The organism is Anaerostipes caccae L1-92, assembly GCF_014467075.1.
Taxonomy (GTDB): Bacteria; Bacillota; Clostridia; order Lachnospirales; family Lachnospiraceae; genus Anaerostipes; species Anaerostipes caccae.
This window is the reverse complement of sequence record NZ_AP023027.1, coordinates 1337824-1362500: the sequence shown is the minus strand read 5'-3', so window position 1 is coordinate 1362500 and position 24677 is coordinate 1337824. Positions and strand designations below refer to the sequence as shown.

Annotated in this window: 22 protein-coding genes (1 of these 22 running past the window's edge); 3 read left to right on the top strand and 19 right to left on the bottom strand. The window is 46.2% G+C overall.

Annotated features, from left to right (window positions below):
- Both ANCC_RS06655 and ANCC_RS06650 read left to right on the top strand, forming a co-directional pair.
- On the top strand, positions 1-381 hold the 3' portion of the coding sequence (locus tag ANCC_RS06655; protein WP_006568932.1) for an ArsB/NhaD family transporter. The gene continues 888 nt to the left of window position 1, outside the view; only the last 381 of its 1269 coding nucleotides appear in the window; its start codon lies off the left edge, out of view; its stop codon occupies positions 379-381.
- A gap of 32 nt (positions 382-413) precedes the next feature.
- The gene (locus ANCC_RS06650) at positions 414-887 is read left to right on the top strand and encodes a hypothetical protein (protein WP_006568931.1); all 474 of its coding nucleotides are present in this window, start codon (positions 414-416) and stop codon (positions 885-887) included.
- Between the two features lie 43 nt (positions 888-930).
- Here ANCC_RS06650 and ANCC_RS06645 read toward each other — a convergent pair whose 3' ends face one another.
- From ANCC_RS06645 to ylxM, 6 genes are all read right to left on the bottom strand, one after another.
- A complete protein-coding gene (locus tag ANCC_RS06645; protein ID WP_006568930.1) occupies positions 931-1980 on the bottom strand; it encodes an endonuclease/exonuclease/phosphatase family protein in 1050 nt (349 codons plus the stop codon).
- A gap of 18 nt (positions 1981-1998) precedes the next feature.
- On the bottom strand, positions 1999-2754 hold the full coding sequence (locus tag ANCC_RS06640) for an exodeoxyribonuclease III (RefSeq protein WP_006568929.1): 756 nt from the start codon (positions 2752-2754) through the stop codon (positions 1999-2001).
- Positions 2755-2846: 92 nt separating this feature from the next.
- A complete protein-coding gene (locus ANCC_RS06635; RefSeq protein WP_006568928.1) occupies positions 2847-3074 on the bottom strand; it encodes a KH domain-containing protein in 228 nt (75 codons plus the stop codon).
- A gap of 16 nt (positions 3075-3090) precedes the next feature.
- Entirely contained in the window at positions 3091-3336 is a 246-nt protein-coding gene (gene rpsP, locus ANCC_RS06630; protein WP_009288711.1) for a 30S ribosomal protein S16, read from the bottom strand.
- Between the two features lie 50 nt (positions 3337-3386).
- Complete coding sequence (gene ffh / locus ANCC_RS06625) at positions 3387-4727, bottom strand: signal recognition particle protein (protein WP_006568926.1); 1341 nt, start codon at positions 4725-4727, stop codon at positions 3387-3389.
- Between the two features lie 38 nt (positions 4728-4765).
- Positions 4766-5122: a YlxM family DNA-binding protein gene (gene ylxM, locus ANCC_RS06620; protein ID WP_022260843.1), complete on the bottom strand. Its 357-nt coding sequence runs from the start codon at positions 5120-5122 to the stop codon at positions 4766-4768.
- 188 nt (positions 5123-5310) lie between these two features.
- Between ylxM and ANCC_RS06615 the strand changes: the two genes are divergently transcribed.
- Positions 5311-6936, top strand: a complete 1626-nt coding sequence (locus ANCC_RS06615) for an ABC-F family ATP-binding cassette domain-containing protein (protein WP_006568924.1) — start codon at positions 5311-5313, stop codon at positions 6934-6936.
- Positions 6937-7146: 210 nt separating this feature from the next.
- Here ANCC_RS06615 and hdhA read toward each other — a convergent pair whose 3' ends face one another.
- The 13 genes from hdhA to ANCC_RS06550 form a co-directional block, all read right to left on the bottom strand.
- Complete coding sequence (gene hdhA / locus ANCC_RS06610; RefSeq protein WP_006568923.1) at positions 7147-7944, bottom strand: 7alpha-hydroxysteroid dehydrogenase; 798 nt, start codon at positions 7942-7944, stop codon at positions 7147-7149.
- Between the two features lie 104 nt (positions 7945-8048).
- Positions 8049-8642, bottom strand: a complete 594-nt coding sequence (locus ANCC_RS06605) for a zinc dependent phospholipase C family protein (RefSeq protein WP_006568922.1) — start codon at positions 8640-8642, stop codon at positions 8049-8051.
- Positions 8643-8720: 78 nt separating this feature from the next.
- Positions 8721-9320: a regulatory protein RecX gene (locus tag ANCC_RS06600; protein WP_006568921.1), complete on the bottom strand. Its 600-nt coding sequence runs from the start codon at positions 9318-9320 to the stop codon at positions 8721-8723.
- A 9-nt stretch (positions 9321-9329) separates the two neighbouring features.
- Positions 9330-10379, bottom strand: a complete 1050-nt coding sequence (recA, locus tag ANCC_RS06595) for a recombinase RecA (RefSeq protein ID WP_006568920.1) — start codon at positions 10377-10379, stop codon at positions 9330-9332.
- Positions 10380-10514: 135 nt separating this feature from the next.
- Entirely contained in the window at positions 10515-11753 is a 1239-nt protein-coding gene (locus tag ANCC_RS06590) for a competence/damage-inducible protein A (protein WP_006568919.1), read from the bottom strand.
- A gap of 12 nt (positions 11754-11765) precedes the next feature.
- On the bottom strand, positions 11766-12299 hold the full coding sequence (gene pgsA, locus ANCC_RS06585; protein WP_006568918.1) for a CDP-diacylglycerol--glycerol-3-phosphate 3-phosphatidyltransferase: 534 nt from the start codon (positions 12297-12299) through the stop codon (positions 11766-11768).
- Positions 12283-13620 carry a 30S ribosomal protein S12 methylthiotransferase RimO gene (rimO, locus tag ANCC_RS06580; RefSeq protein ID WP_006568917.1) on the bottom strand — a complete coding sequence of 446 codons (1338 nt, stop codon included), beginning with the start codon at positions 13618-13620 and terminating at the stop codon, positions 12283-12285. The genes pgsA and rimO overlap by 17 nt, the downstream gene beginning before the upstream one ends.
- A gap of 3 nt (positions 13621-13623) precedes the next feature.
- Positions 13624-14472, bottom strand: a complete 849-nt coding sequence (folD, locus tag ANCC_RS06575) for a bifunctional methylenetetrahydrofolate dehydrogenase/methenyltetrahydrofolate cyclohydrolase FolD (RefSeq protein WP_006568916.1) — start codon at positions 14470-14472, stop codon at positions 13624-13626.
- A 21-nt stretch (positions 14473-14493) separates the two neighbouring features.
- Positions 14494-16167: a formate--tetrahydrofolate ligase gene (locus ANCC_RS06570; RefSeq protein ID WP_006568915.1), complete on the bottom strand. Its 1674-nt coding sequence runs from the start codon at positions 16165-16167 to the stop codon at positions 14494-14496.
- 18 nt (positions 16168-16185) lie between these two features.
- Positions 16186-18546 (bottom strand): DNA translocase FtsK, encoded by a 2361-nt coding sequence (locus ANCC_RS06565; protein ID WP_006568914.1) that lies wholly within the window; start codon positions 18544-18546, stop codon positions 16186-16188.
- A gap of 160 nt (positions 18547-18706) precedes the next feature.
- The gene (locus tag ANCC_RS06560; RefSeq protein WP_006568913.1) at positions 18707-20194 is read right to left on the bottom strand and encodes a 4Fe-4S dicluster domain-containing protein; all 1488 of its coding nucleotides are present in this window, start codon (positions 20192-20194) and stop codon (positions 18707-18709) included.
- A 129-nt stretch (positions 20195-20323) separates the two neighbouring features.
- Positions 20324-20974 (bottom strand): ClpP family protease, encoded by a 651-nt coding sequence (locus tag ANCC_RS06555; protein WP_022260846.1) that lies wholly within the window; start codon positions 20972-20974, stop codon positions 20324-20326.
- 80 nt (positions 20975-21054) lie between these two features.
- Positions 21055-24516, bottom strand: a complete 3462-nt coding sequence (locus ANCC_RS06550; RefSeq protein ID WP_006568911.1) for a pyruvate carboxylase — start codon at positions 24514-24516, stop codon at positions 21055-21057.
- Between the last annotated feature and the right edge of the window lie 161 nt (positions 24517-24677).

Sequence of the window (24677 nt, the reverse complement as noted above, 5' to 3'; positions counted from 1 at the left end):
GTCATCACAGTTCTTGCAAATGCTCTGCTCTCTGTCACCGGAGGAAATATAACCATGACCATGCTTCTGATTCTTTGGATCTCTGCGGTTGTTTCATCCTTCCTTGACAATATTCCCTTTGTGGCCACTCTGATTCCAATGATTATGACAATCCAGTCACATGGTGTAGATGTGACCCCTTTATGGTGGGCACTCTCTCTCGGTGCTTGTCTCGGTGGAAATGGTACTCTGGTCGGTGCTTCAGCCAACGTAGTCCTTTCCGGTATCAGTAAAAATGCAGGTTACCCTATCTCTTTCGGAAAATACTTTAAAATTGGCTTTCCTATGATGATCCTTTCCGTATTTATCTGTTCTATTTTTCTGCTGATCCGCTTTGCATAAACATGAAATTATTATTTTAAGGAGAATTTTTTATGAATGAAAACACAGTAACCGGCGATTTTATTAACATTAATCTGCGTCAGCTGGGCGCCACGTCGATCAAAGAATATAACAGCATTATGCACATAGCAGAATTTGATCTGGGAGACGGTCTGATCGTATCCTATGTATTTAATATCACCCGCCACAACAAATACTTTCTGCAGCGGGTGCAGCCTTATGCCATGATCCATGGCAAGTTTGCCAGCGACCGCGAGATCCTCGAATTTATCCAAAGTGACTTAAAGCGCTTTGTAAACGCAAAGAACAGCAAGAACTTTGATACCTTCCTGCTCATTTCACATTTGGGACATCATGTCACAGAAAACATAGAGAAATTATTCCTGAATTACAATGTAGACCCCAATAAACTTGAAGGGATACAGGAAAAGATGGAAGAGTCTTTAACAGATATTATTAACCTGTATCAGGCTTCGGAAAAGATTGACCTGAAAGAAGACGATTAAAAAGAAGGCTCCCTGTATTGTCAAAATACAGGGAGCCTCTTTTCTATTTAAGTTTTACTTTCAGCCTGACCGGCTGATGGTCTGTATAACGGAAATCATGATTCATGACTTTCACCTGTTCCACCTGTACATTCGGCGAGACAATAAAGCCATCGATCACATAAACCTGTGAATCCTTCTCATAGGCTTTGTTCAGGAGACGGCATGTGGGATATGAATCATCAATGGCAAATTGAAAACCCGCCGGAAGTATCTCATTACCGATTGCCCCAGGTGTCCAGTCTTCTTTACTGCGGATCGGATACTTGGTGATGCCCTCAAAAGTCTGGTTAAAATCTCCTCCTGCGATCACGTAGTTCCCTTTCTTATATTCTTCTTCCAGCACTTTCAGAAGCATTTTGCTCTGAGCTTCTTTTCCTTCTCCGGAATCATAGGCTTCCAAATGCAGATTGATCAGTACAAGCTCCGCCCTGGATCCTTTGACCGGCACCCTCGTCTTTAAAAGGCACCGTTTCAGATTGCACGTTTTAAGAGGCCATGAAAAAGATTCCGGCAGTGCTATCCTTTCGGCTTGGTTTATCCTGGCGTCCGTCAGCGTCAAAAGACCGCTCTCCACATGTCCGATGGTTGGCCAGGGATACGGAGCATATGCCACTTTGAAGTTATAGGCGAACATCCCGCCCAGTCCGAGCATCGTCTCATAATACTTCTTCTGATCAGTGGAATAAGAGCGCTTGGAATCCAGATCCACTTCCTGCAGAAAATAAGTGTCCGCTCTGTGTTCCTTCAGTATCCCCGCAATTCCTGCAAGATTTTCCTCCACCTGAGCCTTGCTGTCCGGTCTCACTTTCGTGCCTCCGTCCATAAAAAAGTCTTCGTCCTCTCCAAGACCGGCGTATCCGGTATTCAGACTGACCACGGTAAATGGATCTTCTCTGGAAACCTCTCTGGTTCCCTCTGATTTTTTTATACTTTCTGTCTTTTGGGGCCGGTATTCCATCACCGTAACAAAGATCAGCAATCCTGTAAACACAAACACGACTGCAGTGATCACCGCTGCCATGATTTTAGCTGCTTTTTTCAGCGTCTTCATAAGCCTCAGTCCTTTCTGTTATTCCAGATACAATCCAACCGGGCAGTGGTCAGAACCATAAATATCTGTGTGGATAACTGCCTCTGCCAGGCGTTCTTCAAGGCCCTCGGAAACACAGAAATAGTCAATGCGCCATCCCGCATTTTTCTCCCTTGCCCTGAACCGATAGGACCACCAGCTGTATGCCTCGGTCACATCCGGGTAAAAATGGCGGAATGTATCAATAAATCCTGCCTCTAAAAGTTTCGTGAATTTTTCTCTCTCCTCATCCGTAAATCCCGCATTTTTCCTGTTTGTCTTTGGATTCTTCAAATCGATCTCCGTGTGCGCCACATTCAGGTCGCCGCAGAGGATCACGGGCTTGTCCTCTTCAAGTTTGAGCAGATACTCTCTGAAATTTTCTTCCCAGTCCATCCGGTAGGATAATCTGGCAAGCTCACTCTGGGAATTCGGAGTATAGCAGGTCACAAGAAAATAGTCGTCAAACTCCAGAGTGATCACTCGTCCCTCGTGGTCAAACTCATCGACACCGATTCCATTTTTTACAGACAAAGGCTTAATCTTTGTAAATACCGCCGTCCCTGAATATCCTTTTTTCTCTGCGTAATTCCAATATTGATAATAATCCGGAAGTTCCAGATCGATCTGGCCCTCCTGAAGCTTTGTTTCCTGAATACAGAATATATCTGCATCCAGCTGCTCCATCACATCTAAAAATCCTTTTTTCACACAGGCTCTCAGCCCGTTTACATTCCAAGATACCAACTGGATCATAGTCTTTCTCCTTCTGTTATAATATACTGGGATTTATGACACAAAAAATCCTGTAACCTCAGTATAACACCTTGATTACAGGATTTTAACCTTTATTGTATATCTACAACAATCTTTTTGTCGCCTTTATCAACGGAAGCCTTGACCACAGTCCGGATCGCCTTTGCAATCCTTCCCTGTTTGCCAATGACTTTTCCCATATCACCTGGGGCAACATGTAATTCCAAGATTAAAGCATCTTCAGTCTCACGCTCGATTACTGTTACTTCGTCCGGTTGATCTACGAGGGCTTTTGCAATCACTTCTAACAAATGTTTCATGCGTTTTGCCTCCTAACTATTTTTCAATTCCAGCAACTTTAAGTAATTTTGCAACAGTATCTGTCGGCTGTGCTCCCTGAGATAACCATTTTTTTGCAGCGTCTTCGTCGAATTTGATCACACTTGGATCCTGATTCGGATCGTAAGTACCGATTTCTTCGATGAATTTTCCATCTCTCGGAGATCTGGAATCTGCTACAACCACTCTATAAAAAGGAGACTTTTTCTGTCCCATTCTTTTTAATCTCATCTTTACTGCCATCTGTTTCACCTCCATAATTTTTAATAGTTAATAATATCTATAACAAAGCGTTAAAAAGGTAATTTAAATCTGCCTTTTTTTCCGCCCTTGCCACCAAACATACCTGACATCTGCTTCATCATCTTCTTTTGGTTCTGGAACTGTTTGCAAAGCTTGTTGACTTCTGAGATCGGCACCCCTGCACCGTCAGCAATCCTTTTTCTTCTGGAAGGATTGATGATTTCCGGCGTAGCCCGCTCTTCCTTCGTCATCGAATAGATGATTGATGCGGTCCGGTCCATCATACTGTCATCCAGGTCTGCACCCTTTAACTGATTCCCAAGTCCCGGGATCATGGACAGCATGTCGGCAAGCCCTCCCATCTTCTTTACCTGCTCCATCTGTTCTAAAAAGTCGTCAAAGGTAAAAGAAGCTTTTCGGAGTTTTTGCTGCATCTCCAGAGCTTTTTCCTCATCCACGGTAGCTTCTGCCTTCTCGATCAGAGTCAGCACATCTCCCATTCCGAGAATCCGGCTCGTCATGCGGTCAGGATAGAACTGCTGAAGATCATCCAGCTTCTCTCCCATACCAATATATAAAATTGGTTTCCCTGTGACAGAACGGATCGATAATGCCGCCCCGCCCCTGGTATCGCCATCCATCTTTGTAATGATGACACCGTCGACTCCGACTTTTTCGTTAAAATCTTTTGCCACATTGACCGCATCCTGTCCGGTCATGGCATCTACTACAAGAATGGTCTGATGCACATCGACGGCCTGCTTGATGGCAATCAGCTCTGTCATCATATCCTCGTCGATATGTAAACGGCCCGCTGTATCCAGAATGACAATGTTGTTGCCGTTCTTCGCCGCATGCTCGATGGATGCCTTTGCGATATCCACAGGGTTCATCTTATCTCCCATGGAAAATACCGGGACACCCTGTTTTTCTCCATTGACCTGAAGCTGTTTGATCGCTGCCGGACGATAGACATCACAGGCCACTAATAACGGGCGTTTTCCCTTCTGTTTATACTTTCCGGCGATCTTAGCCGTAGTCGTTGTTTTACCCGCACCCTGGAGACCTGCCATCAGGATAACCGTGATCTCATTGCCGGGTTTTAACTGAATCTCGGTGGTTGTGGAACCCATCAGGGCTTCCATCTCTTCTTTTACTATCTTAATGACCATCTGTCCCGGGTTCAGTCCGTTTAATACATCCTGCCCCACAGCACGGTCCTGAACAGCTTTAATAAACGTTTTAACAACTTTAAAGTTGACATCGGCTTCTAAAAGCGCCCGCTTCACTTCTTTCATCGCTGCTTTTACATCGCTCTCTGTCAGGCGTCCCTTGCTTCTCAAATTTTTAAATACGTTTTGAAGTTTCTCAGATAAACTTTCAAATGCCATAACATCCTCCTGAATCCGCCGCAGACACCGGCGATCTGTTACAAATCTTCCAGAATCCCGTTGGATACCTGCTCAATCTTTCTGATCTCTGTTTTCATCTGTTCCTGATCTTCCGCATCTAAAATGCTCTTGGCCAGAAGATGAATCTCGCTTACTTTTTCTTTCGTCCTCAAAAACTTTTCCACAAGGTGTAGCTTTCTCTCATATCCGGCGAGAATTTTATTGCAGCGCCTGATCATATCGTAGGCAGCCTGTCTCGTTATCCCGTGTTCTCCTGCAATCTCGCTGGGAGACAAATCATTCAGTACATGGTCTTCGTATATTTCTTTCTGGTGTTCTGTCAGAAGCTCTCCGTAAAAATCGTATAAAAGCGTCTGTTCTACAATCCATTCCATGTTGCCTCTCCTGTAAAGTGTTTTTCCTTTACCGAAATTTAGTCTATCGGATATCTTTCTGTTTGTCAAGTATTTTTCCTTGCACATTTTACTGTTCTGCGGAAATATCACTTGAAAAAGTTTCACTTTCCTGTAAAATAGAAAAAAGACGATCCCAAACGAAATTTAAATAAGAAAGGTTTATTTCCATGATACAAGCAATCAATGTGACACTGCGCCTTGGAAAACGCGCATTATTTGAAGATGTAAACATCAAATTTACAGAGGGCAACTGTTATGGCCTGATCGGTGCCAACGGAGCGGGCAAATCAACTTTTTTAAAAATCCTGTCCGGTGAACTGGAGCCGTCTCAGGGTGAGGTAGCCATCACAGACGGCCAAAGGCTGTCCGTATTAAAACAGGATCACTACCAGTATGATGAATACACGGTGCTGGATGCTGTCATGCTGGGGAACACCCGGCTCTATGAAATTATGAAAGAAAAAGACGCGATCTATGCCAAGGAGGATTTTACAGAGGAAGACGGCATTAAGGCCAGCGAACTGGAAGCCGAGTTTGCCGATATGAACGGCTGGGAAGCCGAATCCGATGCCGCAACTTTGCTGAATGGACTTGGTATTGACAATGATCTTCACTATTCTAAGATGTCAGAACTGAATGGTTCCCAGAAGGTCAAAGTCCTTTTGGCCCAGGCATTATTCGGAAATCCGGATATCCTTCTGCTGGATGAGCCGACCAACCATTTGGATCTGGAAGCCATCCGCTGGCTGGAAGACTTCCTTATAGACTTTGACAACACCGTTATCGTTGTATCCCATGACCGCTATTTCTTAAATAAGGTATGCACCCACATCGCTGACATTGACTATGCGAAGATCCAGCTCTACACCGGAAACTATGATTTCTGGTATGAGTCCAGCCAGCTGATCTCCAAGCAGATGAAGGATGCCAATAAGAAAAAAGAAGAAAAGATCAAGGAGCTGCAGGACTTCATCGCAAGGTTCAGCGCCAACGCTTCCAAATCCAAGCAGGCCACATCCAGAAAAAAAGCATTGGATAAGATCCAGCTGGACGAGATCAAACCATCCAGCAGAAAATATCCTTATATTAATTTTAAACCAACCCGTGACATTGGAAACGACGCCCTCTCAGTGGAGGGACTCTCCAAGACTATTGACGGTGTAAAGGTGTTGGATAACGTTTCTTTCACCATGAATCCTGAAGATAAGATTGCTTTCGTAGGCCCGAATACACTGGCTACTACAACCTTTTTCCGTATCGTTGCCGGGGAACTGGAACCGGATGAGGGCACATACAAATGGGGTGTCACGACTTCCCAATCCTATTTCCCTAAGGACAACACAAAGGACTTCAGTGAAGATATGTCTATCGCAGAGTGGCTCAGCCAGTACTCTGAAGACAAGGACGTCACCTTTGTCCGCGGTTTCCTCGGGCGTATGCTTTTCTCCGGTGAAGAAGCCTTAAAGAAAGTTTCTGTTTTATCCGGAGGAGAAAAGGTCCGCTGTATGCTGTCTAAGCTGATGATCAGCGGAGCCAACATCCTTATCTTGGATGAACCGACCAACCACCTGGATATGGAATCCATCACCGCCCTGAATGAAGGGCTCCACAAGTTTACCGGAGGCCTGCTGTTCAGTTCACAGGATCACCAATTTGTACAAACTACTGCCAACCGTATCATCGAATTTACGGACAGCGGCATGGTCGACTTCCTCGGGACTTATGATGAATATCTGGAAAACGATGCGTCCGCAAGAAAACGCCAGGTCGCAAACTATGACGAAGAAAACTAAATTGGAACAAAGTGGGCAAGTACCTTATCTCCCCAACCTCTCATTCTCTGAGGGGATTGACAACTTTACGTGCCAGATGCGATTTGACGCAGTCAAATGATTCCCTTATGCATCTGTGTACAACCCGTGGAGCGTTTTTATTCCATAGGCGACTTTTCTATGGAATAAATTCAGAAAGAGCAGGCATCCTGTATTGGTGCCTGCTCTTTTTCAGCGCTTCTGCTTCATTTCCGCCATGTCTCCGAAAATAGGGGTCGCTTTCCCGAATCCCCCGGATATATCCATGATCTGCCCGGTAGTATAAGCAGATTCATCACCGGCAAAATAAACGACTGCCGCCGCGATCTCCTCCGGTTTTCCCATTCTCCGGATCGGCGTGTGTTTTAAGAAAAATTCTCTGAACTCCTCGCTCAAATGATCCTGCACTGCATCCGTCGCCGTCATGCCCGGCAGAACAGCGTTGCACCGTATATTGTGCCTTGCCTCCTGGACTGCAATCAATTTAGTGAGATAATTGATCGCCGCTTTGCTGGTTCCATAAGCAACCTGAGAGATATCCGGCACCAATCCGCCTACGGAAGAGATATTAATGATGCTGCCGCCTCCCTGTGTTTCCATGTATTTTATGGCTGCCTGGGAAGCCGCAAACACGCTGGTCAGATTGGTATTGACGATATGCAGGAAATCTTTGCAGTCCGTATGACTGATATCCATATCTTTCTTTGGATCTGAAGTGCCGAAATTGTTGACAAGCACATCGATACGCCCCTCGTTTTTCACCACTTCCTCCACCATACTGTCGTAAGTTTCCGGTTCATAGGCATCATTGTACACATACTTCACCCGGAAACCCTTCTGATTCAGCTCATCCGCTCTCTGTCCCGCGCGTTCCAGGTTTCTGGCCCCCATATATACAATAGCACCTTCTTCTGCACACGCTTTCGTTATCGCCAGACCAATCCCCCTCGTTGAAGCTGTAATCAAGATTACTTTATCTTTTAATCTCATACCTCTGTTCTCCTTTCTTATTTATAAATTATTTCCTTCTTCCACAAAAAAATGCCGCAGGATGACTTTTTATAAAAGCTATCCTGCGGTATAGATTCTTCTGCTTATGCGTACTGTACTTTCAGAGCAACATTCTCATAGCTGATCTTAATAATATTTAATATGCTCATCACTACTGTGGTGCACACATCCACAATGTACTTAATATCATCTGCCACGCTGTGTTCACGGCGCATATATTCTGCATGGATGTTCTGAATGAATTCAGACAAACCTTTTGTAGAATTCAGCGGAACAATCTTGTCTTTGCGCTCCATGGCTTCTTCTGTGGAGAGATACTCTTTGAGTCCGTGTTTTAAATCCCTCTCATAAATACAATGGTCTTTTACATTGCCCTCGTAAGTGCTGTTGTGGGGAAACGTAAAGTAATCAGCAATATAATGAATAATCACTCCCAACTTTGCACAGCGGCGCATGTTCATCCCCTTCAGGGTATCGTAGTCTGCTACAAAGTCATCAAGTTGATTCTCTATTTTATCATATGTTATGTCAAAAGTATGCGGTGTTGTCAAAAAGGATGGTCTGCAGTCCGGCCAGATACTCCCGACATAAAACGGTAACTTATAGTCAAAAACTTCTTCCAGTCTCAGTGAGTCCATAATTTGTCCAGCCAATGAAATGTGTGATTTTTTTCTCATTCGATCTCCTTAAAGAACTTGACATGTAACTCTGGTTCTAATCTTATTATATCCCGTTTTCTAGAAAAATCAACTGAATTACTCTTTATATTCCTTAAGAATTTCTAAAATGTCATGAATTGAAAATCCCTTTCTGGCAAAGAAAGCCAGATTCTTCTGGAAATTTTCCTCTGTTACCGGTCCTTTCTGCCGAATTCTTTTTTTTATCTGTGTTCTCAGAATATCTGACTCTGAGACAGCAGACTCTTCCCAAATTTGTTCAAACAGCTCCGTGCTTATCCCCTTCTTCAACAATTCCTGTCTGAGTTTCAGGCGGCTCTTTGAAAAACCCCGGTACCCGATATAATTCCTCACATAGGCTTCATCGTCTATATAGTGGTATCCTTCCACATAGGATACCGCTCCTTCTATACAGGATTCAGGCAGTTCCAGACGCCTGAGCCTCATCCTGATCTCTTCCTTTGTCCGGTCAGAGACTTTTAAAAGATTCATCGCCTTTAATTTGGCCCGGCTGAGGAGCATGCTGTCCAGTTCGTTCTTCTGTACTTCGGATAAGTCCATGTCTTCTTTCAGGCCAAGCCGCCTGGCCTCCCCCGCATATAAAAGACAATACCGCTCATCCTCCAGATAAAGTCTGATCTGCTTCTTTCCCACCGGCTCCAGCATCGTCACTCTCATATCCGACGCTTACTGCTGATTTGTATCCGGCTTTTCTTCTGCCGGTGCGGCGTCCTCTGTTCCTGCTTCCAGTCCGTATTCCCTGCGGACTGCGGACTCCACTTCCTGAGCTACTTCCGGATGTTCTTTTAAGTATGTCTTGGCATTCTCTCTTCCCTGTCCGATCTTTTCGCCCTGATATGCATACCATGCACCGCTCTTTTTGATCACATCCACGCCGGCTGCCAGATCCAGAATATCGCCTTCTTTGGAGATGCCTTCACCGAACATGATATCGAACTCTGCCTGTTTAAACGGCGGAGCAACCTTATTCTTTACTACTTTGATACGGGTACGGTTTCCTACCATGTCCCCGGCCTGCTTCAGTGTCTCGATACGCCGTACGTCCAGACGGATGGAAGAATAGAACTTCAGAGCACGGCCTCCGGTCGTTGTCTCGGGATTTCCGAACATGACTCCGACTTTTTCTCTCAGCTGGTTGATAAAGATCACGGTACAGTTGGACTTACTGATGATAGCCGTCAGTTTTCTCAGAGCCTGTGACATGAGCCTTGCCTGGAGGCCCACATGGGAATCTCCCATGTCTCCGTCGATCTCTGCCTTTGGCACCAATGCTGCGACAGAATCGACGATAATGATATCCACAGCGCCGGAACGCACCATAGTCTCGGCGATCTCAAGTCCCTGCTCTCCGGTATCCGGCTGAGAAATATAGAGGTTGTCCACATCCACTCCGATATTCTGCGCATAGACCGGGTCGAGAGCATGCTCTGCATCTATAAACCCTGCAATGCCGCCCCGCTTCTGCACTTCTGCCACCATATGTAATGCGACCGTTGTCTTACCGCTTGACTCCGGACCGTAAATCTCGATCACCCTTCCCCTCGGTATACCTCCGACTCCGAGAGCGATATCCAGGCTCAGAGATCCTGTCGGTGTAGTCTCAATGCTCATGTCTGCCTGGTATTCTCCAAGTTTCATCACGGCTCCTTTGCCGTAATCTTTCTCTATCTTCGTAAGAGCTGCATCCAATGCCTTTAACTTCTCTGTCTGTTGCATCTGTATTCTCCTTTTATCTTATTATGAACCGTTTTTGATTATATCATAGCACAAAGAGAAAAACAAGTGTTCGGCGAATATTTGTTCGTACTTGTTTTTCTCTTTTATTTTAACATATTTTTACATGTTTTACAATCACTCTGACAGCGCTTTCCGTATCATCGTCAGTGCCCTGCACACAGAAACTTCTCTGATCTTGGCGCGGTTTCCTCTCAGATCATACTTCTTCACAACAGTATTTCCCTTTCTGCTGACTCCGATATAGACCAGCCCCGGTTTCTTTGTTCCGGTCTCTCCTCCCGGACCGGCAAGTCCGGTAATCCCCACACCGATGTCGGCTCCTGAAGCTCTTAAGACGCCTTCCGCCATTTCCCGGGCAGTTTCTTCCGATACCGCCCCGTGGGCTTTCAGAGTGTCCTCTTTTACACCAAGATACTTCTTTTTAGCTTCATTGGAGTAAGTAATAAAACTTTCTTCCAGCACATTTGACGCCCCGGGAACATTGATCAGCCTTCCGGCCAGCAGGCCGCCGGTACAGGACTCGGCACAGGCGATCTTATCGCCCCTGCTCTCAAGCATCTTTACGACCACTTCCTCCAGTGTTTCGTCTTCCTCAATGGTATAAATCTTATCCCCAAATCTTGATTTCAGTTCTTCCACCATAGGCATGACAAGTTCCTTTGCCTCATCTTCAGAGTCAGCCTTGGCCGTCACCCTCAAATGCACTTCTCCTAATTTTGCATACGGTGCCACCGTCGGATTGCTCTGTTCATCGATCAGGTCCATGATCTGGGTTTCCACATAGCTTTCTCCCAGGCAGTCGATCTTGACAACCTTGGAATATAAGATACCAGGCTGAAGTCGGGAAAGAATCGGTTCTGCCTGCTCATGAAACATCGGGATCAGCTCACCTGGAGGTCCCGGCAGCAGGATAATCTTCTTGTCTTCCGGTGCGTTGACCACCATACCGGGCGCTGTGCCGTTTTTGTTGTATAAAACAGTACAGTCTTCCGGCACCATGGCCTGTTTTAAATTGTTTTCCGTCATCGGGCGTTTGATGCTCGTAAAGTAGGAAGTGAGCCGCTCCTTCGCCTCTGCATCTTCCACAAGTTCCTGTCCGCATGCTTTTGCCGCAATCTCTTTTGTCAGGTCATCCTTCGTAGGCCCGAGACCCCCTGACAAGATCAGGATATCCGACCGTTTCATTCCTGTCCGAATCACTTCTTCCACACGCTCCGGATTGTCACCCACAGTGGTCTCAAAAAAAACGCTTATCCCAAGGGCGGCTAAGCGTTCTGACAGGTAGGCAGCATTGGTGTTGACAATGTTGCCTAATAATATTTCTGTTCCCACACAAATAATTTCTGCTGTCATAATTGTCTCCTTCTATTTCAAGACATTCTTGTTTTTTAATAAATAATCCAACAATGATATGATGGTCAACACAAGCGAAATGTATACTAAAATATTTTCAATAAGCACCGCTGTGCCGGTTCCCAGGTCGATGATCAGCATGATGATCATAAACATCTGAAAATTGGTTTTGAATTTGCCCCAATAGCTGGCTGCAATTACCACACCGTTGTCTGATGCAATCAGACGGAAACCGCTGATAATAAATTCTCTGACGATAATAATGATTGCGATCCATGATGCCAGGCGGTTCATTCCCACGAGAGCAATCATGGCAGAGCAGACCAAAAGCTTATCTGCCAAAGGGTCCATAAATTTCCCAAAATTGGTCACAAGATTGTACTTCCTCGCGATGTGTCCGTCTAGAAAGTCCGTAAGGCTTGCGATGATAAAAATGGCCACGGCAATCCACTTGCTGATCTCGCCAAACGGTTCCGCCAGCAGTACAAAAATAAAAATCGGTATCATTAATACTCTCAATATCGTTAGTTTATTCGGTAAATTCATAGTCCATCTCTCCTATCAAATCGTACTCATTTCCTTTGGTAATTTTCACATAAACATAGTCTCCGGTCAGCAGTTCTTCCGGTGAAGTCACAAAGACACATCCGTCCACTTTCGGTGCATCCATATAGCTGCGGCCTACATACACATCATCTTCAAACAGGTATCCCTCAATCAGGACCCGGATGGTTTTTCCAACCATTTCATGAGTATGTTCATAAGAAATCTTCTGCTGCAGAGCCATCAGTTCATCCCTTCTGGCTTCCTTCACATCTTCTTCAATCTGTCCCTCAAATTCTGCTGCCTTAGTATCCTCCTCGGGAGAATAAGTGAAGACTCCCAGGCGCTCAAAGCGCTGCTGCCTCACAAACTCCTTCAGTTCTTCGTGCTGTTCTTCTGTCTCGCCAGGGAAACCGGTGATAAGCGTTGTACGAATCGCCATATCCGGAATCTCTTTTCTAAGCTTTGCGATGATCGTTTCAATATCATGTTTGGATGTCCTGCGGCCCATCCTCTTCAAAATCCCGTCACTGCAGTGCTGAATCGGCATATCGATATAGTTTACAACCTTTTCTTCTTCCTTTATGGTCCGGATCAGCTCATCGGTGATCTCCTCAGGGTAGCAGTACAGCAGGCGGATCCACTCAATTCCTTCCACCCCGCACAACTCTTTCAGAAGCGTTGGAAGCTCTTTTTTCCCTGTCAGGTCCTTCCCGTACAGAGTCGTCTCCTGAGCCACCAGAACAAGTTCCGTCACACCAGATGCAGCCAGCTCCCGGGCACTCTTTAACAGTTCCTTCATCGGAACACTCCGAAATCTCCCCCGGATCTTTGGTATGATACAATAGCTGCACCTTTTGTCGCATCCTTCGGCGATCTTTAAGTATGCCATGTGGCTTCCAGTTGTGACCAGACGCCGGTGTCCGGAATTGTCCGGAAGATAATCGATACTCTCATAATGTTCATAACCATTGCCCGCAAGAGCCTCATCCACTGCCTCGACAATGGAATCGTAACTGGTAGTCCCGAGTACCGCATCAATTTCCGGAATCTCCTCCAGTATCTCGTCTTTATAGCGCTCAGACAGACATCCTGCGACCACGAGAGCTTTCAGATTCTGCTCTTTATAAGCTGCCATCTCAAGGATCGTATTAATGCTCTCTTCCTTGGCGTCATGAATGAAACAGCATGTGTTGATGACGATCACATCCGCCTCTTCCTCGTCGTTCGTCAAAGTGTGTCCTCTCTCTGTGAGCAGTCCCAGCATCACCTCACTGTCTACAAGATTTTTATCACATCCAAGAGAAATAAAAAGTATTTTCATCTGTTATTCTCCAAACAATTTTTTTGACTGTACACAGTTTTTCATCAGCATAGCGATAGTCATCGGTCCAACGCCGCCCGGCACCGGAGTGATCGCAGATGTCTTTTCCTTCACTGCGTCAAAATCCACGTCTCCGCAAAGCTTGTTATTTTCATTTCTGTGAATACCCACATCGATAATGACAGCCCCTTCTTTGACATAAGATGCATCAATGAATTTAGGCCTTCCGACAGCTACTACCAGGATATCCGCGCGGCTGCATACTTCCCGCAGATTCCTTGTCCTGGAATGGCAGACGGTCACGGTACCGTTTTCTCTGAGCAGCAGCATGGACATAGGTTTGCCTACAATATTGCTTCTTCCCACGACGACACATTCTTTTCCGCCGATCTCCACACCGGACCGCTTCAGGAGTTCTATAATGCCGGCCGGAGTGCACGGAAGAAATCCGTCATTTCCAATTACCATATTTCCCACGCTGACCGGATGAAACCCATCTACGTCCTTTTTCGGATCAATGGCATGGATCACTGCGTCCTCATCCATATGCGGCGGCAGAGGGAGCTGGACTAAAATCCCGTTGATCTTTGGATCTTTGTTGCACTTTTCCACCAGATCAAGCAGTTCCTGCTGGGTGGAATCTTCCGGTATCTCATAAGATACAGAAGTAATCCCAATATATTCGCATGCTTTTTTCTTATTCCTCACATAGACAGAGGATGCAGGATCTTCACCTACCTGGATCACTGCCAGAGCAATCTCTTTTCCCTCTGCTTTCATGGCTGCTACTTCCTGCTTTAACTCGTCTTTGATCTCCGCTGAGATCTTTTTTCCATCTATTATCTGTGTCATGTCTGTTTCCTCTCGTCACTCCTAGAATAAACCGGTGATCTCACCGTCTTCGTTTACGTCAATGCCTTCTGCCGCCGGCTTTTTCGGAAGCCCCGGCATGGTCATGATATCTCCGGTCAGCGCTACAACAAATCCGGCTCCTGCATTTACATAGATTTCGCGGATCGTAATATCAAAATTTTCCGGACGGCCAAGCTTTTTCGGGTCATCAGATAAAGAATACTGGTTTTTCGCCATGCAGACCGGAAGATTTCCGTAGCCAAGTTCCGTAAGCTGCTTTTTCTGTCTGGCTGCCGCCGGTGCATAGATTACATTGTCCGCACCATAAATCTTTGTGGCGATCGTCTCAATCTTCTCTTCAATGGAAGTATCCTCGTAAGAATACAGCGGGCGGTACTCGCTTTTTTTCGTCTCTAACGTCCTGAGAACTGCCTTTCCAAGCTCAATGCCGCCGTCTCCGCCTTTTTCCCATACCTCTGACAGGGCAAAATCACAGTCTCTCTCCTCGCAGAAATGTTTGATAAAGTCCAGCTCAGCCTCCGTGTCTGTGACAAACCGGTTCAGTGTGACAACCACAGGCACCCCATACTGCTTCAGGTTGGAAATATGCTTTTCCAGATTTACAATACCTCTGCTCAGGGCGTCGATATCTTCCCTCCCCAGATCTTCTTTGGAAACGCCGCCGTTATATTTAAGAGCCCTGACCGTTGCTACCAGGACAACCGCATCCGGAGAGAGTCCTGCCATCGGACATTTGATATCCAAAAACTTCTCGGCTCCAAGGTCCGCTCCGAATCCTGCTTCCGTGACAGTGATGTCGGAAAGCTTTAAAGCCATCTTCGTAGCCTGGACACTGTTGCAGCCATGAGCGATGTTTGCAAAAGGACCGCCGTGTACAAAGGCCGGCGTATGTTCCAGCGTCTGGATCAGGTTCGGCTTTAAGGCATCCTTTAAGAGGGCCGCCATGGCTCCCACAGCATTTAATTCCGCTGCTGTCACAGGTTCTTTATCCATATTATAGGCAACAATAATCTTGCCTAAACGTTTCTTCAGATCTTCCATGTCATTTGCAAGGCAGAGAATTGCCATAATCTCGGAGGCCACCGTGATCACAAAGTGATCTTCACGGACAACTCCGTCCACTTTTCTTCCCAATCCCACGACAATATTTCTCAGTGCCCTGTCATTCATATCCAGGCATCGTTTCCAGACGATGTCTCTCGTATCGATCCTCAGTGCATTTCCCTGCTGAATATGATTGTCAATCATGGCTGCCAAAAGATTATTTGCGGAAGTGATGGCATGAAAGTCACCGGTAAAGTGAAGATTTAAGTCTTCCATCGGCACCACCTGGGCATATCCGCCTCCGGCAGCACCTCCTTTGATCCCGAAGCACGGTCCGAGAGAAGGTTCTCTTAACGCAGCCACCGTTTTCTTCCCGAGCTTTGTGAGTCCCTGTGCGAGACCAATGCTGGTCGTAGTTTTTCCTTCTCCCGCCGGAGTCGGATTGATCGCCGTCACAAGTACAAGCTTCCCGTCCTCACGATCCTTGATTTCGTTCATGAATCCGGAAGACAGCTTCGCTTTATATTTGCCGTACAGCTCAAGATCGTCTTCACTGATCCCAAGAGACGCCGCTACTTCCCTGATTGGCTGTAACTTTGCTTCCTGTGCAATCTGAATGTCTGTTTTCATTGGTTGGATTCCTTTCTTCTATAAATATTCCTCTTTGTATTGTTCAAATTCTTCCTGGCTCATAAGAACCTTACGGGGCTTTGTGCCTTCCTCTTCTCCGACGATCCCGGCTTCACAGAGCTGGTCCATCAACCTTGCCGCCCTGTTGAATCCGATCTTAAAAATCCTCTGAAGGCTTGCAATGGATGCTTTGTCCTTATCTATGATAAATTTGGCCGCATCTTCAAAATATTCGTCTCTGTCTGCCGAAACCGATGCCTTCACACTGGCCGTCTCGATTTTTTCTTTGATCTCACTGCCGTAGTCATCTTCTATGTTCTGGCTCTTTAAGAAGTCTACGACACGTCCCACTTCCTCATCGCTGATAAATGCTCCCTGGACCCGGACCGGCTTCTGGTATCCTGCCGGATAAAAGAGCATATCTCCTTTTCCTAAGAGCTTCTCTGCTCCGTTCATGTCAATGATCGTGCGGGAATCCACCCCGGAGGACACAGAAAATGCGATTCTTGAAGGGACATTAGCCTTGATCAGTCCTGTGATGACATTGACAGATGGTCTCTGGGTGGCAATGATCAGATGGATGCCTGCCGCTCTGGCAAGCTGAGAAAGCCTTACGATCGCATCCTCTACCTCACCCGGCGCAACCATCATAAGGTCCGCAAGCTCATCCACAATAATGACGATCTGAGGCAGCGGCTGGAAGTCTTCACCTTCCATTCCCTTTTCCATCATCTCTTTTACTTTTTCATTATATCCGGTCAGATTTCTTACATTGACGTCCGCAAACTTCTTATAGCGGTCTCCCATCTCCATAACTGCCCAGTTAAGCGCGCTGGATGCCTGCTTGGGATCTGTGACCACCGGGATGAGAAGATGCGGGATTCCCTGATATGTACTCAGTTCCACGACTTTGGGATCGATCATGATCAGCTTCACATCGTTGGGACTTGCTTTATATAAAATACTCATGATCAGCGTATTGATACACACTGATTTCCCGGAACCTGTGGCACCTGCAATCAAAAGGTGCGGCATCTTTGCAATGTCTGAGATAATCACCTTGCCAGCCAGATTCTTTCCTACCGCAAACGCGATATTGGAAGAGAAGCGTTTAAAGTCATTATTTTCAATCAGATCCCGGAACATGACCACCTGATTGGTCTTATTCGGCACTTCGATGCCCACTGCTGCCTTTCCCGGAATCGGAGCTTCGATCCGTATGTCCGGGGCCGCCAGATTCAGTTTAATATCATCGGAAAGCCCGACGATCTTGCTGACCTTTACTCCCTGCTCCGGCTGAAGTTCAAACCTGGTAACAGACGGCCCGCAGCTGATGTCCGTAATCGTCACATTGACGCCGAAGTTTCTCAGCGTCTGCTCCAGCTTCAGGGCTGTCTTTTTAAGTTCTGCCTGACTGTTTCCTCCGGCCTTCTTTCCCTTTTTCAGCAGAGTCACCGGCGGAAACACATAATCTCCCTCCTCCAGCGCAGAAGGATGTATGGAAATCTCCGGTATAGGTTCAGGCTCTGATTTCTCTCTGTTCACAAAAGATCTTTTGCCCGGCTTCAGCTCCGGCTCCTCCGGCAGTACTTCCTCATCGGGCTGTCCGATCATCTCGTCCAGATCAAACGGCTTGTCCGGTTCTTTTGCCGGCTCTTCCGGCATCAGAGTAAGGTCATCCAGTACCTTTGACTGTTTCTCTCTCCTTTTCAGCTTTAAGTCTGGAAGCTTTGGAGTCTTGATTCCTGATGCCTGCCTGTCCTCTTTTTCTTTTGGCTTTCTCTTATCAGCTGTTTTGGTCTTCTTTCCTGAAGTCCGTTCGGGTGCAAAAAATGCTGCCACACGCTTTACAAAGGAGAGCAGTGATCTCTCAGTAATCAGTATCATAGAAATTGCTGTCAAAAAAAATACGACAACATAACTTCCTGCCAGTCCCAGCTCCTTATACAGAAAAGAAGCGATGACACCTCCGACCACTCCGCCTCCCGCATGATGTTCCGATCCGTACCGGTACAACACTGCTGCATCAGACATACGGATGTCTGTCGCCATCTGCCATATCGCCGCAGTCATACACAGGAGCAGAACAATAAAAAAAGACTTCTTTGCCGAGATGCTGCTATACTGATTGGAGATCAGCAGAAGGATCATGATCAATATAACAATAGGAGCAGCATAGTGAACACCGCCCAGCACTCCGAACAGCGCGGAACTTACCGTGTTTCCCACTTTTCCGCAGAGTCTGAAATTACTCAAAAATAAAAAAAGACAAACTGCAAAACTTAACAGAACCGCAATTTCCTGATAGAACCCTGCAAAGTCTTTTTGCTTTTTCTTCTTTCGTGCTGTGTTTCTTCTCTTTCTTTTTTTTGCTGCCATTCTTCTGGAATCTCTTTTCTTCTTATATTTAATACTCAACAACCCTTCATCAAAAGAGTTATATGACTATTTTACAATTAACCTAAATAAATGTAAAGAGCCTGGACAGAACTCTTTGGTTCCGTTCAGACTCTTTTGTATCTTTGAAATATAATGAATATCAGTATTTTGCTGTCTCAGGCGGAATGAACTGCTCTGCTTCATTCACGAACTTCTTAACCTGTACACCCGCTTTGACTACCGGGATATTGGTTCCGGCTCCGGCAACGCATCCTCCCGGACATCCCATTCCTTCGATCAGGTACCCGTTCTTCTTGCCGGCTTTTGCCTGAAGAAGCATCTTCTTGCATTCTGCGAGTCCTTCCACATGGTCAATCTTCACATCCACTCCCGGATGGTATTCTTTTACGCATGCTTCAATAGCCGCGGCAACACCGCTTGCGACTGCATATCCGCGTCCTGCACCGAACGCATCGTTCATCTCGACTTCCTTGTCGTAAGTACTGAAATCAATATCCTTGGCGGTAAACATGCCGTCCAATTCTTCAAATGTAATGACAAAATCCACTTCACTTCTGACAGACTTTCTGGAAGCTTCCAGTTTTTTAGCCACACAAGGACCGACGAATACGATTTTTGCGTTCTTGTTGGTCTGTCTTGCGGCTCTGGCTGTCGCCACCATCGGGGTCAGTGAATTTGAAATCTGGTCGATCAGTTCAGGGAAGTACTTTTTCCCGAGCATAGACCAGGACGGACAGCAGGAGGTCAAAAGGAACGGCACCTCTCCTGTAGCAACTCCATGTGCATAGTGATCCGCTTCTTCCAGGGCACCTGCATCCGCTCCCACTGCCACTTCCCATACGTCGGCAAATCCGATCTCCAGCAGTGCGGCCTTCACCTTGGCAGGGGTTGCCTTCGGCCCAAACTGTCCAACAAAAGCAGGGGCCAGGATGGCGATGACTTCGTTGCCTTCATTCATGGCTTTGATCAGCTGGTAGATCTGTGACTTGTCTGCAATGGCTCCAAACGGACAGTTGACCATGCACATGCCGCAGGATACACATTTGTCAGGATTAATGGTAGCACGTCCTGCATAATCAGTCTCGATCGCTCCCACGCCACAGGCTACTTCACACGGCCTTTTTCTCTCATGGATCGCACTGTATGGGCATACTTTCTGGCACTGTCCGCACTTAATGCACTTTTCCTGATCAATGTAGGAATATCCGTCCACAAAACTGATTGCATTTTTCGGACATACTTCCATACATGGATGTGCCATACATCCCTGACACTCTCCTCCTACAATGAATGCTCTGTCCTTGCAGGCGTTGCATGCTGCCGGGATCACCTGCAGAAGCGGCGGCTCGTAGTATTTTTCAGCAATGTTGCTCTGTTTGATTCCTTTTGTTATTCTTGCAGGCTTATCAGCAGGTCTTAAAGACATCCCCATGGCAAGACGGATTCTCTCTCCTACCACTGCCCTTTCACGATAAATACTGTCGCGGTATGTCGGCAGCTCACCTTTCACTAATTCGTACGGCAGATCCTCGATTTCTTCAAGGTCTCTTTGTTCATAGGCAAATTTAGCAATCTCTGTAAATACCTTTTTTCTGATCTCTCGGACCGGGGTCTCAATTCCTCTCATAGCTCCTCCTTTAATGTTCGTTAAAATAAAAACAATCTATTATCATTCTACACTACTTTTACCCGAAATTAAAGGATTTTTTTGCTTTTTTTGTACTTTATTCTGTACACCGGAACCCCCGGTTTTTTCTCAGTTTTCCGAGGTATTTTGTATGAGTTCCTTAAGCTTTGCAAAGGCCTCGCTCATGCCCCCGATTTCATTGATCAGGCCCAGTTCCACCGCCTGTTCTCCCTCAAGTACGGTTCCTGCGTCTTTCACCTGTTCTCCGATGTGCAGCATCAGTTCTTCCACCTTATCCTCCGCAATGTCAGAGTGATCGCTGATGAATCTGGTAATACGGTCCTGAATCTTCTCAATATTACGGTAGCTTTGAAGCACACCGATGAAGGTTCCGCTGGAGCGCACCGGATGGATCATCATTGTTGCACTTTTAACAATAAATGAATAGTCAGAAGAGACTGCAAGAGGCACTCCGATGGAATGGCTCCCTCCCAATACAAGCGTTACCGTTGGTTTACTCAGGGAAGCAATCATTTCCGCAAGGGCAAGCCCACATTCCACATCCCCTCCAACCGTATTGAGCAGAATCAGTATCCCCTTGATATCGTCAGAGTACTCTGCTTTGGCAAGCGCAGGGATCATATGCTCATATTTGGTTGTCTTGGAGTTCTGCGGGGACAGCTGATGCCCCTCGATCTCTCCTATGACCGTCATGACATGAATCCCGCCCAGGTCCAGTTCTCCGGTATCTCTTATCTCATTTCTTTGATCTTCATTCATATCGAAATCCTCACTTTGATTTAATAAAAAGGAAGAAGCGCAGTGCTTCTCCCTTTTATTGTCTGTCATTATGAGTAAGATTATTCTTCTTCGATTTCAAAAGATACAAGCAGATCTTCCTGATTGACCTGTTCGCCTTCATTAACGTAGATCTTATCCACCTTTCCGTTAACTTTGGATACGACGGTGGTTTCCATCTTCATTGCTTCCACGGTAAGAAGCGGCATATTCACAGTTACCGGATCTCCCTCTTTTACGAGGACTTTTCCGACGGTTCCAGGAATTGTTGAGCCTAAATGTCCCGGATTGCTCTTATCCGCTTTGATCCTGTGGTCGGCCTTGACTTCCAGGTTGCGGTCTAAGATCTTCACTTCACGCATGGAACCGTTGACCTCGAATTCCAGCAGACGGTATCCGTTCTCATCGGGTTCTGACATATCCACAAACTTGATGATCAAATCTTTTCCTTCTCCGATGGTCAGTGTCGTCTCCTCACCCTTTCTCAGCCCGTAGAAATACACATGGCTTTCCAGCCTTGTGACGTCATTGTAAGCCTCAAAATGTCTGCAGTAATCCTCATATACTTTCGGATACATCGCATAGCTGATGGCTTTGCGGTGAAGCGTCTTTTCGTCTTCCATTGTATCAATATAAAAGAACTCTTTGAGCCCTTTCTTGATCTGATCGAAATCTTCCGGAGGAATCAGGCTTCCCGGACGGACGGTGATCGGCTCTTTGCCTTTCAGCACGATAGCCTGAAGTTCTTTCGGGAATCCGCCTTCCGGCTGTCCGATCATTCCTTCAAAATATTCGACTACGGAATCAGGATAAGATAATCCTCTGCCCTCTGTCAGAATATTTTCTTTGGTCAGACCGTTTTTAAACATAAAGATGGCAAAGTCTCCGACGACTTTAGAGGAAGGCGTAACTTTTACAATATTTCCAAGCAGATCATTGGCATCTTTGTACAGACTCTTGATCTCCTCAAAATCCTCTGCTGCTCCCATCTCTTTTACCTGAGCCAGCAGGTTGGAGTACTGTCCTCCCGGGATCTCATACTTGTAGATCTCTGTGTTCGGAGCGTCCATGCCGCTTTCAAACTGTTTATAAACCGGTCTCAGTCTCTCATAGTACTGGCTTAATTCTGTGAGTTCATCCGGAACTAATCCCGTATCCCTCTCGGTTCCCCTGAGTGCCTCTGTAAGAGAGTTCATGGACGGGTTGCTTGTCATGGAACTCATAGATCCGATGGCACAGTCAACAATATCCACTCCCGCTTCCGCTGCTTTCAGCAGAGTGCTGACTCCGTTTCCGGTGGAATCATGGGTATGCAGATTAACCGGTATATTCAGTTCTTCTTTTAACGTTTTGATGAGCTTTTCGGCTGCATAAGGCTTTACAAGCCCTGCCATATCTTTGATGGTAAAGATGTGGCATCCCAGGCTTTCCAATTCTTTTGCCTTTTTTACATAGTAATCCAGTGTATATTTTGTCTCATCCGGATTCAGAATATCCCCGGTATAACAGATAGCTCCTTCCACGATCTTACCGGTCTTTAAAGCCGTTTCAATCGGAAGCTTCATATTCTCAACCCAGTTTAAGCTGTCAAAAATACGGAATACATCGACTCCGCGGGATGCCGCCTCTTCGATAAAGGTTGTCACTACATTGTCCGGATAATTCTTGTATCCGACCGCATTGGACGCCCGAAGAAGCATCTGAATCAGGGTATTCGGCATTCTTTCTCTTAAGAGTGCCAGTCTTACCCACGGAGATTCCTTTAAGAAGCGGTAAGAAGTATCGTATGTGGCTCCTCCCCACGCTTCCATGGAAAATGCATTTGCCATGTACTGGTTGGATGCCTTGGCAGCCCCTGCAAGATCCTTCGTTCTCATACGGGTGGCCATCAAAGACTGCTGGGCATCTCTCATTGTTGTGTCAGTTACATAAAGTTTTTTATCATTTAAGATCTTCTGAGTATAACCTTCGGCTCCGAGTTTTAAAAATTCATCCCTGGCGCCGTAAATCTCTTTCTTTTTGTCATACTTCGGAAGCACACGGTCTTCGAAAAACGGTTTTTCTTCTGCCTTCTGTTCGTTGACCATTTTATTTCCGAGGAACTCCAGAATCTTTGTGGCACGGTCCTGGGATGCGGCGAAAAGGAACAGCTCAGGAGTATCTTCTATAAATGTCGTATAGCACTGTCCTGATTTAAAAGTCTCATGGTTAAGGACATTGATCAGGAACGGGATGTTGGTCTTGATACCCCGGATTCTTGTCTCTTTCAGCACACGGGTAGACTTCATCACAGCCCCTAAGAACGTACGGTCATGAGAGCATGCCTTTACGAGGAGACTGTCATAATATGGAGTGATCTCTGCCCCTGCATATGCATTTCCTCCGTCCAGGCGGATTCCGTTTCCGGCTCCGGAACGGTATACTGTGATCTTTCCTGTATCCGGCAGGAAGTTGTTTGAAGGATCTTCGGTGGTGATACGTGTCTGAATAGCATAGCCCGTAGTTTCCACACTTTCCTGAGAAGGAATCTGAATCTCATCAGAGTCAAGGGCATACCCCTGAGCAACGAGGATCTGCGTCTGTACGATATCGATCCCTGTTACCATCTCTGTCACCGTGTGTTCTACCTGAACCCTCGGATTCATCTCGATGAAGTAAGGATTGTTATCGGCATCCACAAGAAACTCTAAGGTTCCGGCGTTGCGGTATCCGACCGTCTTTGCCAGCCTTAACGAACTGTCAAATATCACCTTCCTTGTCTCTTCCGGAATGCTGAAGGCCGGTGCATACTCTACCACCTTCTGGTGACGCCGCTGAACGGAACAGTCACGGTCATACAGATGAACGACATTGCCGTAGTTATCTCCGATGATCTGTACTTCAATATGTTTCGGACTTTTCAGGTACTTTTCAATAAAAATCTGATCGTCTCCGAATGCCTTTTTGGATTCATCTCTTGCTTCCGCATATTCCTTCGGCATATCTTCTGCCGTGTGAACGATGCGCATGCCGCGTCCGCCGCCTCCGTTGGATGCTTTCAGCATCACAGGATATCCGACCTTCTCTGCAATCTCAATGACTTCTTTTTCACTATATACCGCATGGTCCACACCCGGTATGATCGGCACATCCGCTTTGATTGCCATCTGCTTGGAAGAGATTTTATCTCCCATCGCCCTCATGATGTCAGATGTCGGTCCGATAAAGGTAATCCCGTGTCTCTCACAGGCATCTACAAATTCCGGATTTTCAGACAGGAATCCATACCCCGGATGGATCGCATCCACATTTTTCTCTTTGGCAATCCGGATGATGGTCTTGATATCCAGATACGCATCGATCGGTCCTTTATCCGGATTCAGCTGATATGACTCATCCGCCTTGGAGCGGAACAATGCATAGCGGTCTTCTTTTGAAAATACACCAACAGTGGTAATCCCCAGCTCATTGAGAGCACGGAATACACGGATCGCAATCTCACCGCGGTTGGCTACTAATACTTTTTTAAATTTCTTTATTTGCATTGGTAAACTACTCCTTATATAAAATTTGTCTTTCCTGACAGGACAATGATCCGCCACAGCAAGACGTATTAGAAAACATTATAGCTTAAAATCAGCCATATTACAATAGCCGATTCAAAGGGAACCCCCGACAGGTCAAAAAAAGACGGTTTCCTGCATCG

What these genes read in the sequence shown, in the direction of transcription:
- ANCC_RS06650 (WP_006568931.1), top strand. Translation starts at nt 414, where the DNA reads ATGAATGAAAACACAGTAACCGGCGATTTTATTAACATTAATCTGCGT.
- ANCC_RS06645 (WP_006568930.1), bottom strand. Translation starts at nt 1,980, where the DNA reads ATGAAGACGCTGAAAAAAGCAGCTAAAATCATGGCAGCGGTGATCACT.
- ANCC_RS06640 (WP_006568929.1), bottom strand. Translation starts at nt 2,754, where the DNA reads ATGATCCAGTTGGTATCTTGGAATGTAAACGGGCTGAGAGCCTGTGTG.
- ANCC_RS06635 (WP_006568928.1), bottom strand. Translation starts at nt 3,074, where the DNA reads ATGAAACATTTGTTAGAAGTGATTGCAAAAGCCCTCGTAGATCAACCG.
- rpsP (WP_009288711.1), bottom strand. Translation starts at nt 3,336, where the DNA reads ATGGCAGTAAAGATGAGATTAAAAAGAATGGGACAGAAAAAGTCTCCT.
- ffh (WP_006568926.1), bottom strand. Translation starts at nt 4,727, where the DNA reads ATGGCATTTGAAAGTTTATCTGAGAAACTTCAAAACGTATTTAAAAAT.
- ylxM (WP_022260843.1), bottom strand. Translation starts at nt 5,122, where the DNA reads ATGGAATGGATTGTAGAACAGACGCTTTTATACGATTTTTACGGAGAG.
- ANCC_RS06615 (WP_006568924.1), top strand. Translation starts at nt 5,311, where the DNA reads ATGATACAAGCAATCAATGTGACACTGCGCCTTGGAAAACGCGCATTA.
- hdhA (WP_006568923.1), bottom strand. Translation starts at nt 7,944, where the DNA reads ATGAGATTAAAAGATAAAGTAATCTTGATTACAGCTTCAACGAGGGGG.
- ANCC_RS06605 (WP_006568922.1), bottom strand. Translation starts at nt 8,642, where the DNA reads ATGAGAAAAAAATCACACATTTCATTGGCTGGACAAATTATGGACTCA.
- ANCC_RS06600 (WP_006568921.1), bottom strand. Translation starts at nt 9,320, where the DNA reads ATGAGAGTGACGATGCTGGAGCCGGTGGGAAAGAAGCAGATCAGACTT.
- recA (WP_006568920.1), bottom strand. Translation starts at nt 10,379, where the DNA reads ATGCAACAGACAGAGAAGTTAAAGGCATTGGATGCAGCTCTTACGAAG.
- ANCC_RS06590 (WP_006568919.1), bottom strand. Translation starts at nt 11,753, where the DNA reads ATGACAGCAGAAATTATTTGTGTGGGAACAGAAATATTATTAGGCAAC.
- pgsA (WP_006568918.1), bottom strand. Translation starts at nt 12,299, where the DNA reads ATGAATTTACCGAATAAACTAACGATATTGAGAGTATTAATGATACCG.
- rimO (WP_006568917.1), bottom strand. Translation starts at nt 13,620, where the DNA reads ATGAAAATACTTTTTATTTCTCTTGGATGTGATAAAAATCTTGTAGAC.
- folD (WP_006568916.1), bottom strand. Translation starts at nt 14,472, where the DNA reads ATGACACAGATAATAGATGGAAAAAAGATCTCAGCGGAGATCAAAGAC.
- ANCC_RS06570 (WP_006568915.1), bottom strand. Translation starts at nt 16,167, where the DNA reads ATGAAAACAGACATTCAGATTGCACAGGAAGCAAAGTTACAGCCAATC.
- ANCC_RS06565 (WP_006568914.1), bottom strand. Translation starts at nt 18,546, where the DNA reads ATGGCAGCAAAAAAAAGAAAGAGAAGAAACACAGCACGAAAGAAGAAA.
- ANCC_RS06560 (WP_006568913.1), bottom strand. Translation starts at nt 20,194, where the DNA reads ATGAGAGGAATTGAGACCCCGGTCCGAGAGATCAGAAAAAAGGTATTT.
- ANCC_RS06555 (WP_022260846.1), bottom strand. Translation starts at nt 20,974, where the DNA reads ATGAATGAAGATCAAAGAAATGAGATAAGAGATACCGGAGAACTGGAC.
- ANCC_RS06550 (WP_006568911.1), bottom strand. Translation starts at nt 24,516, where the DNA reads ATGCAAATAAAGAAATTTAAAAAAGTATTAGTAGCCAACCGCGGTGAG.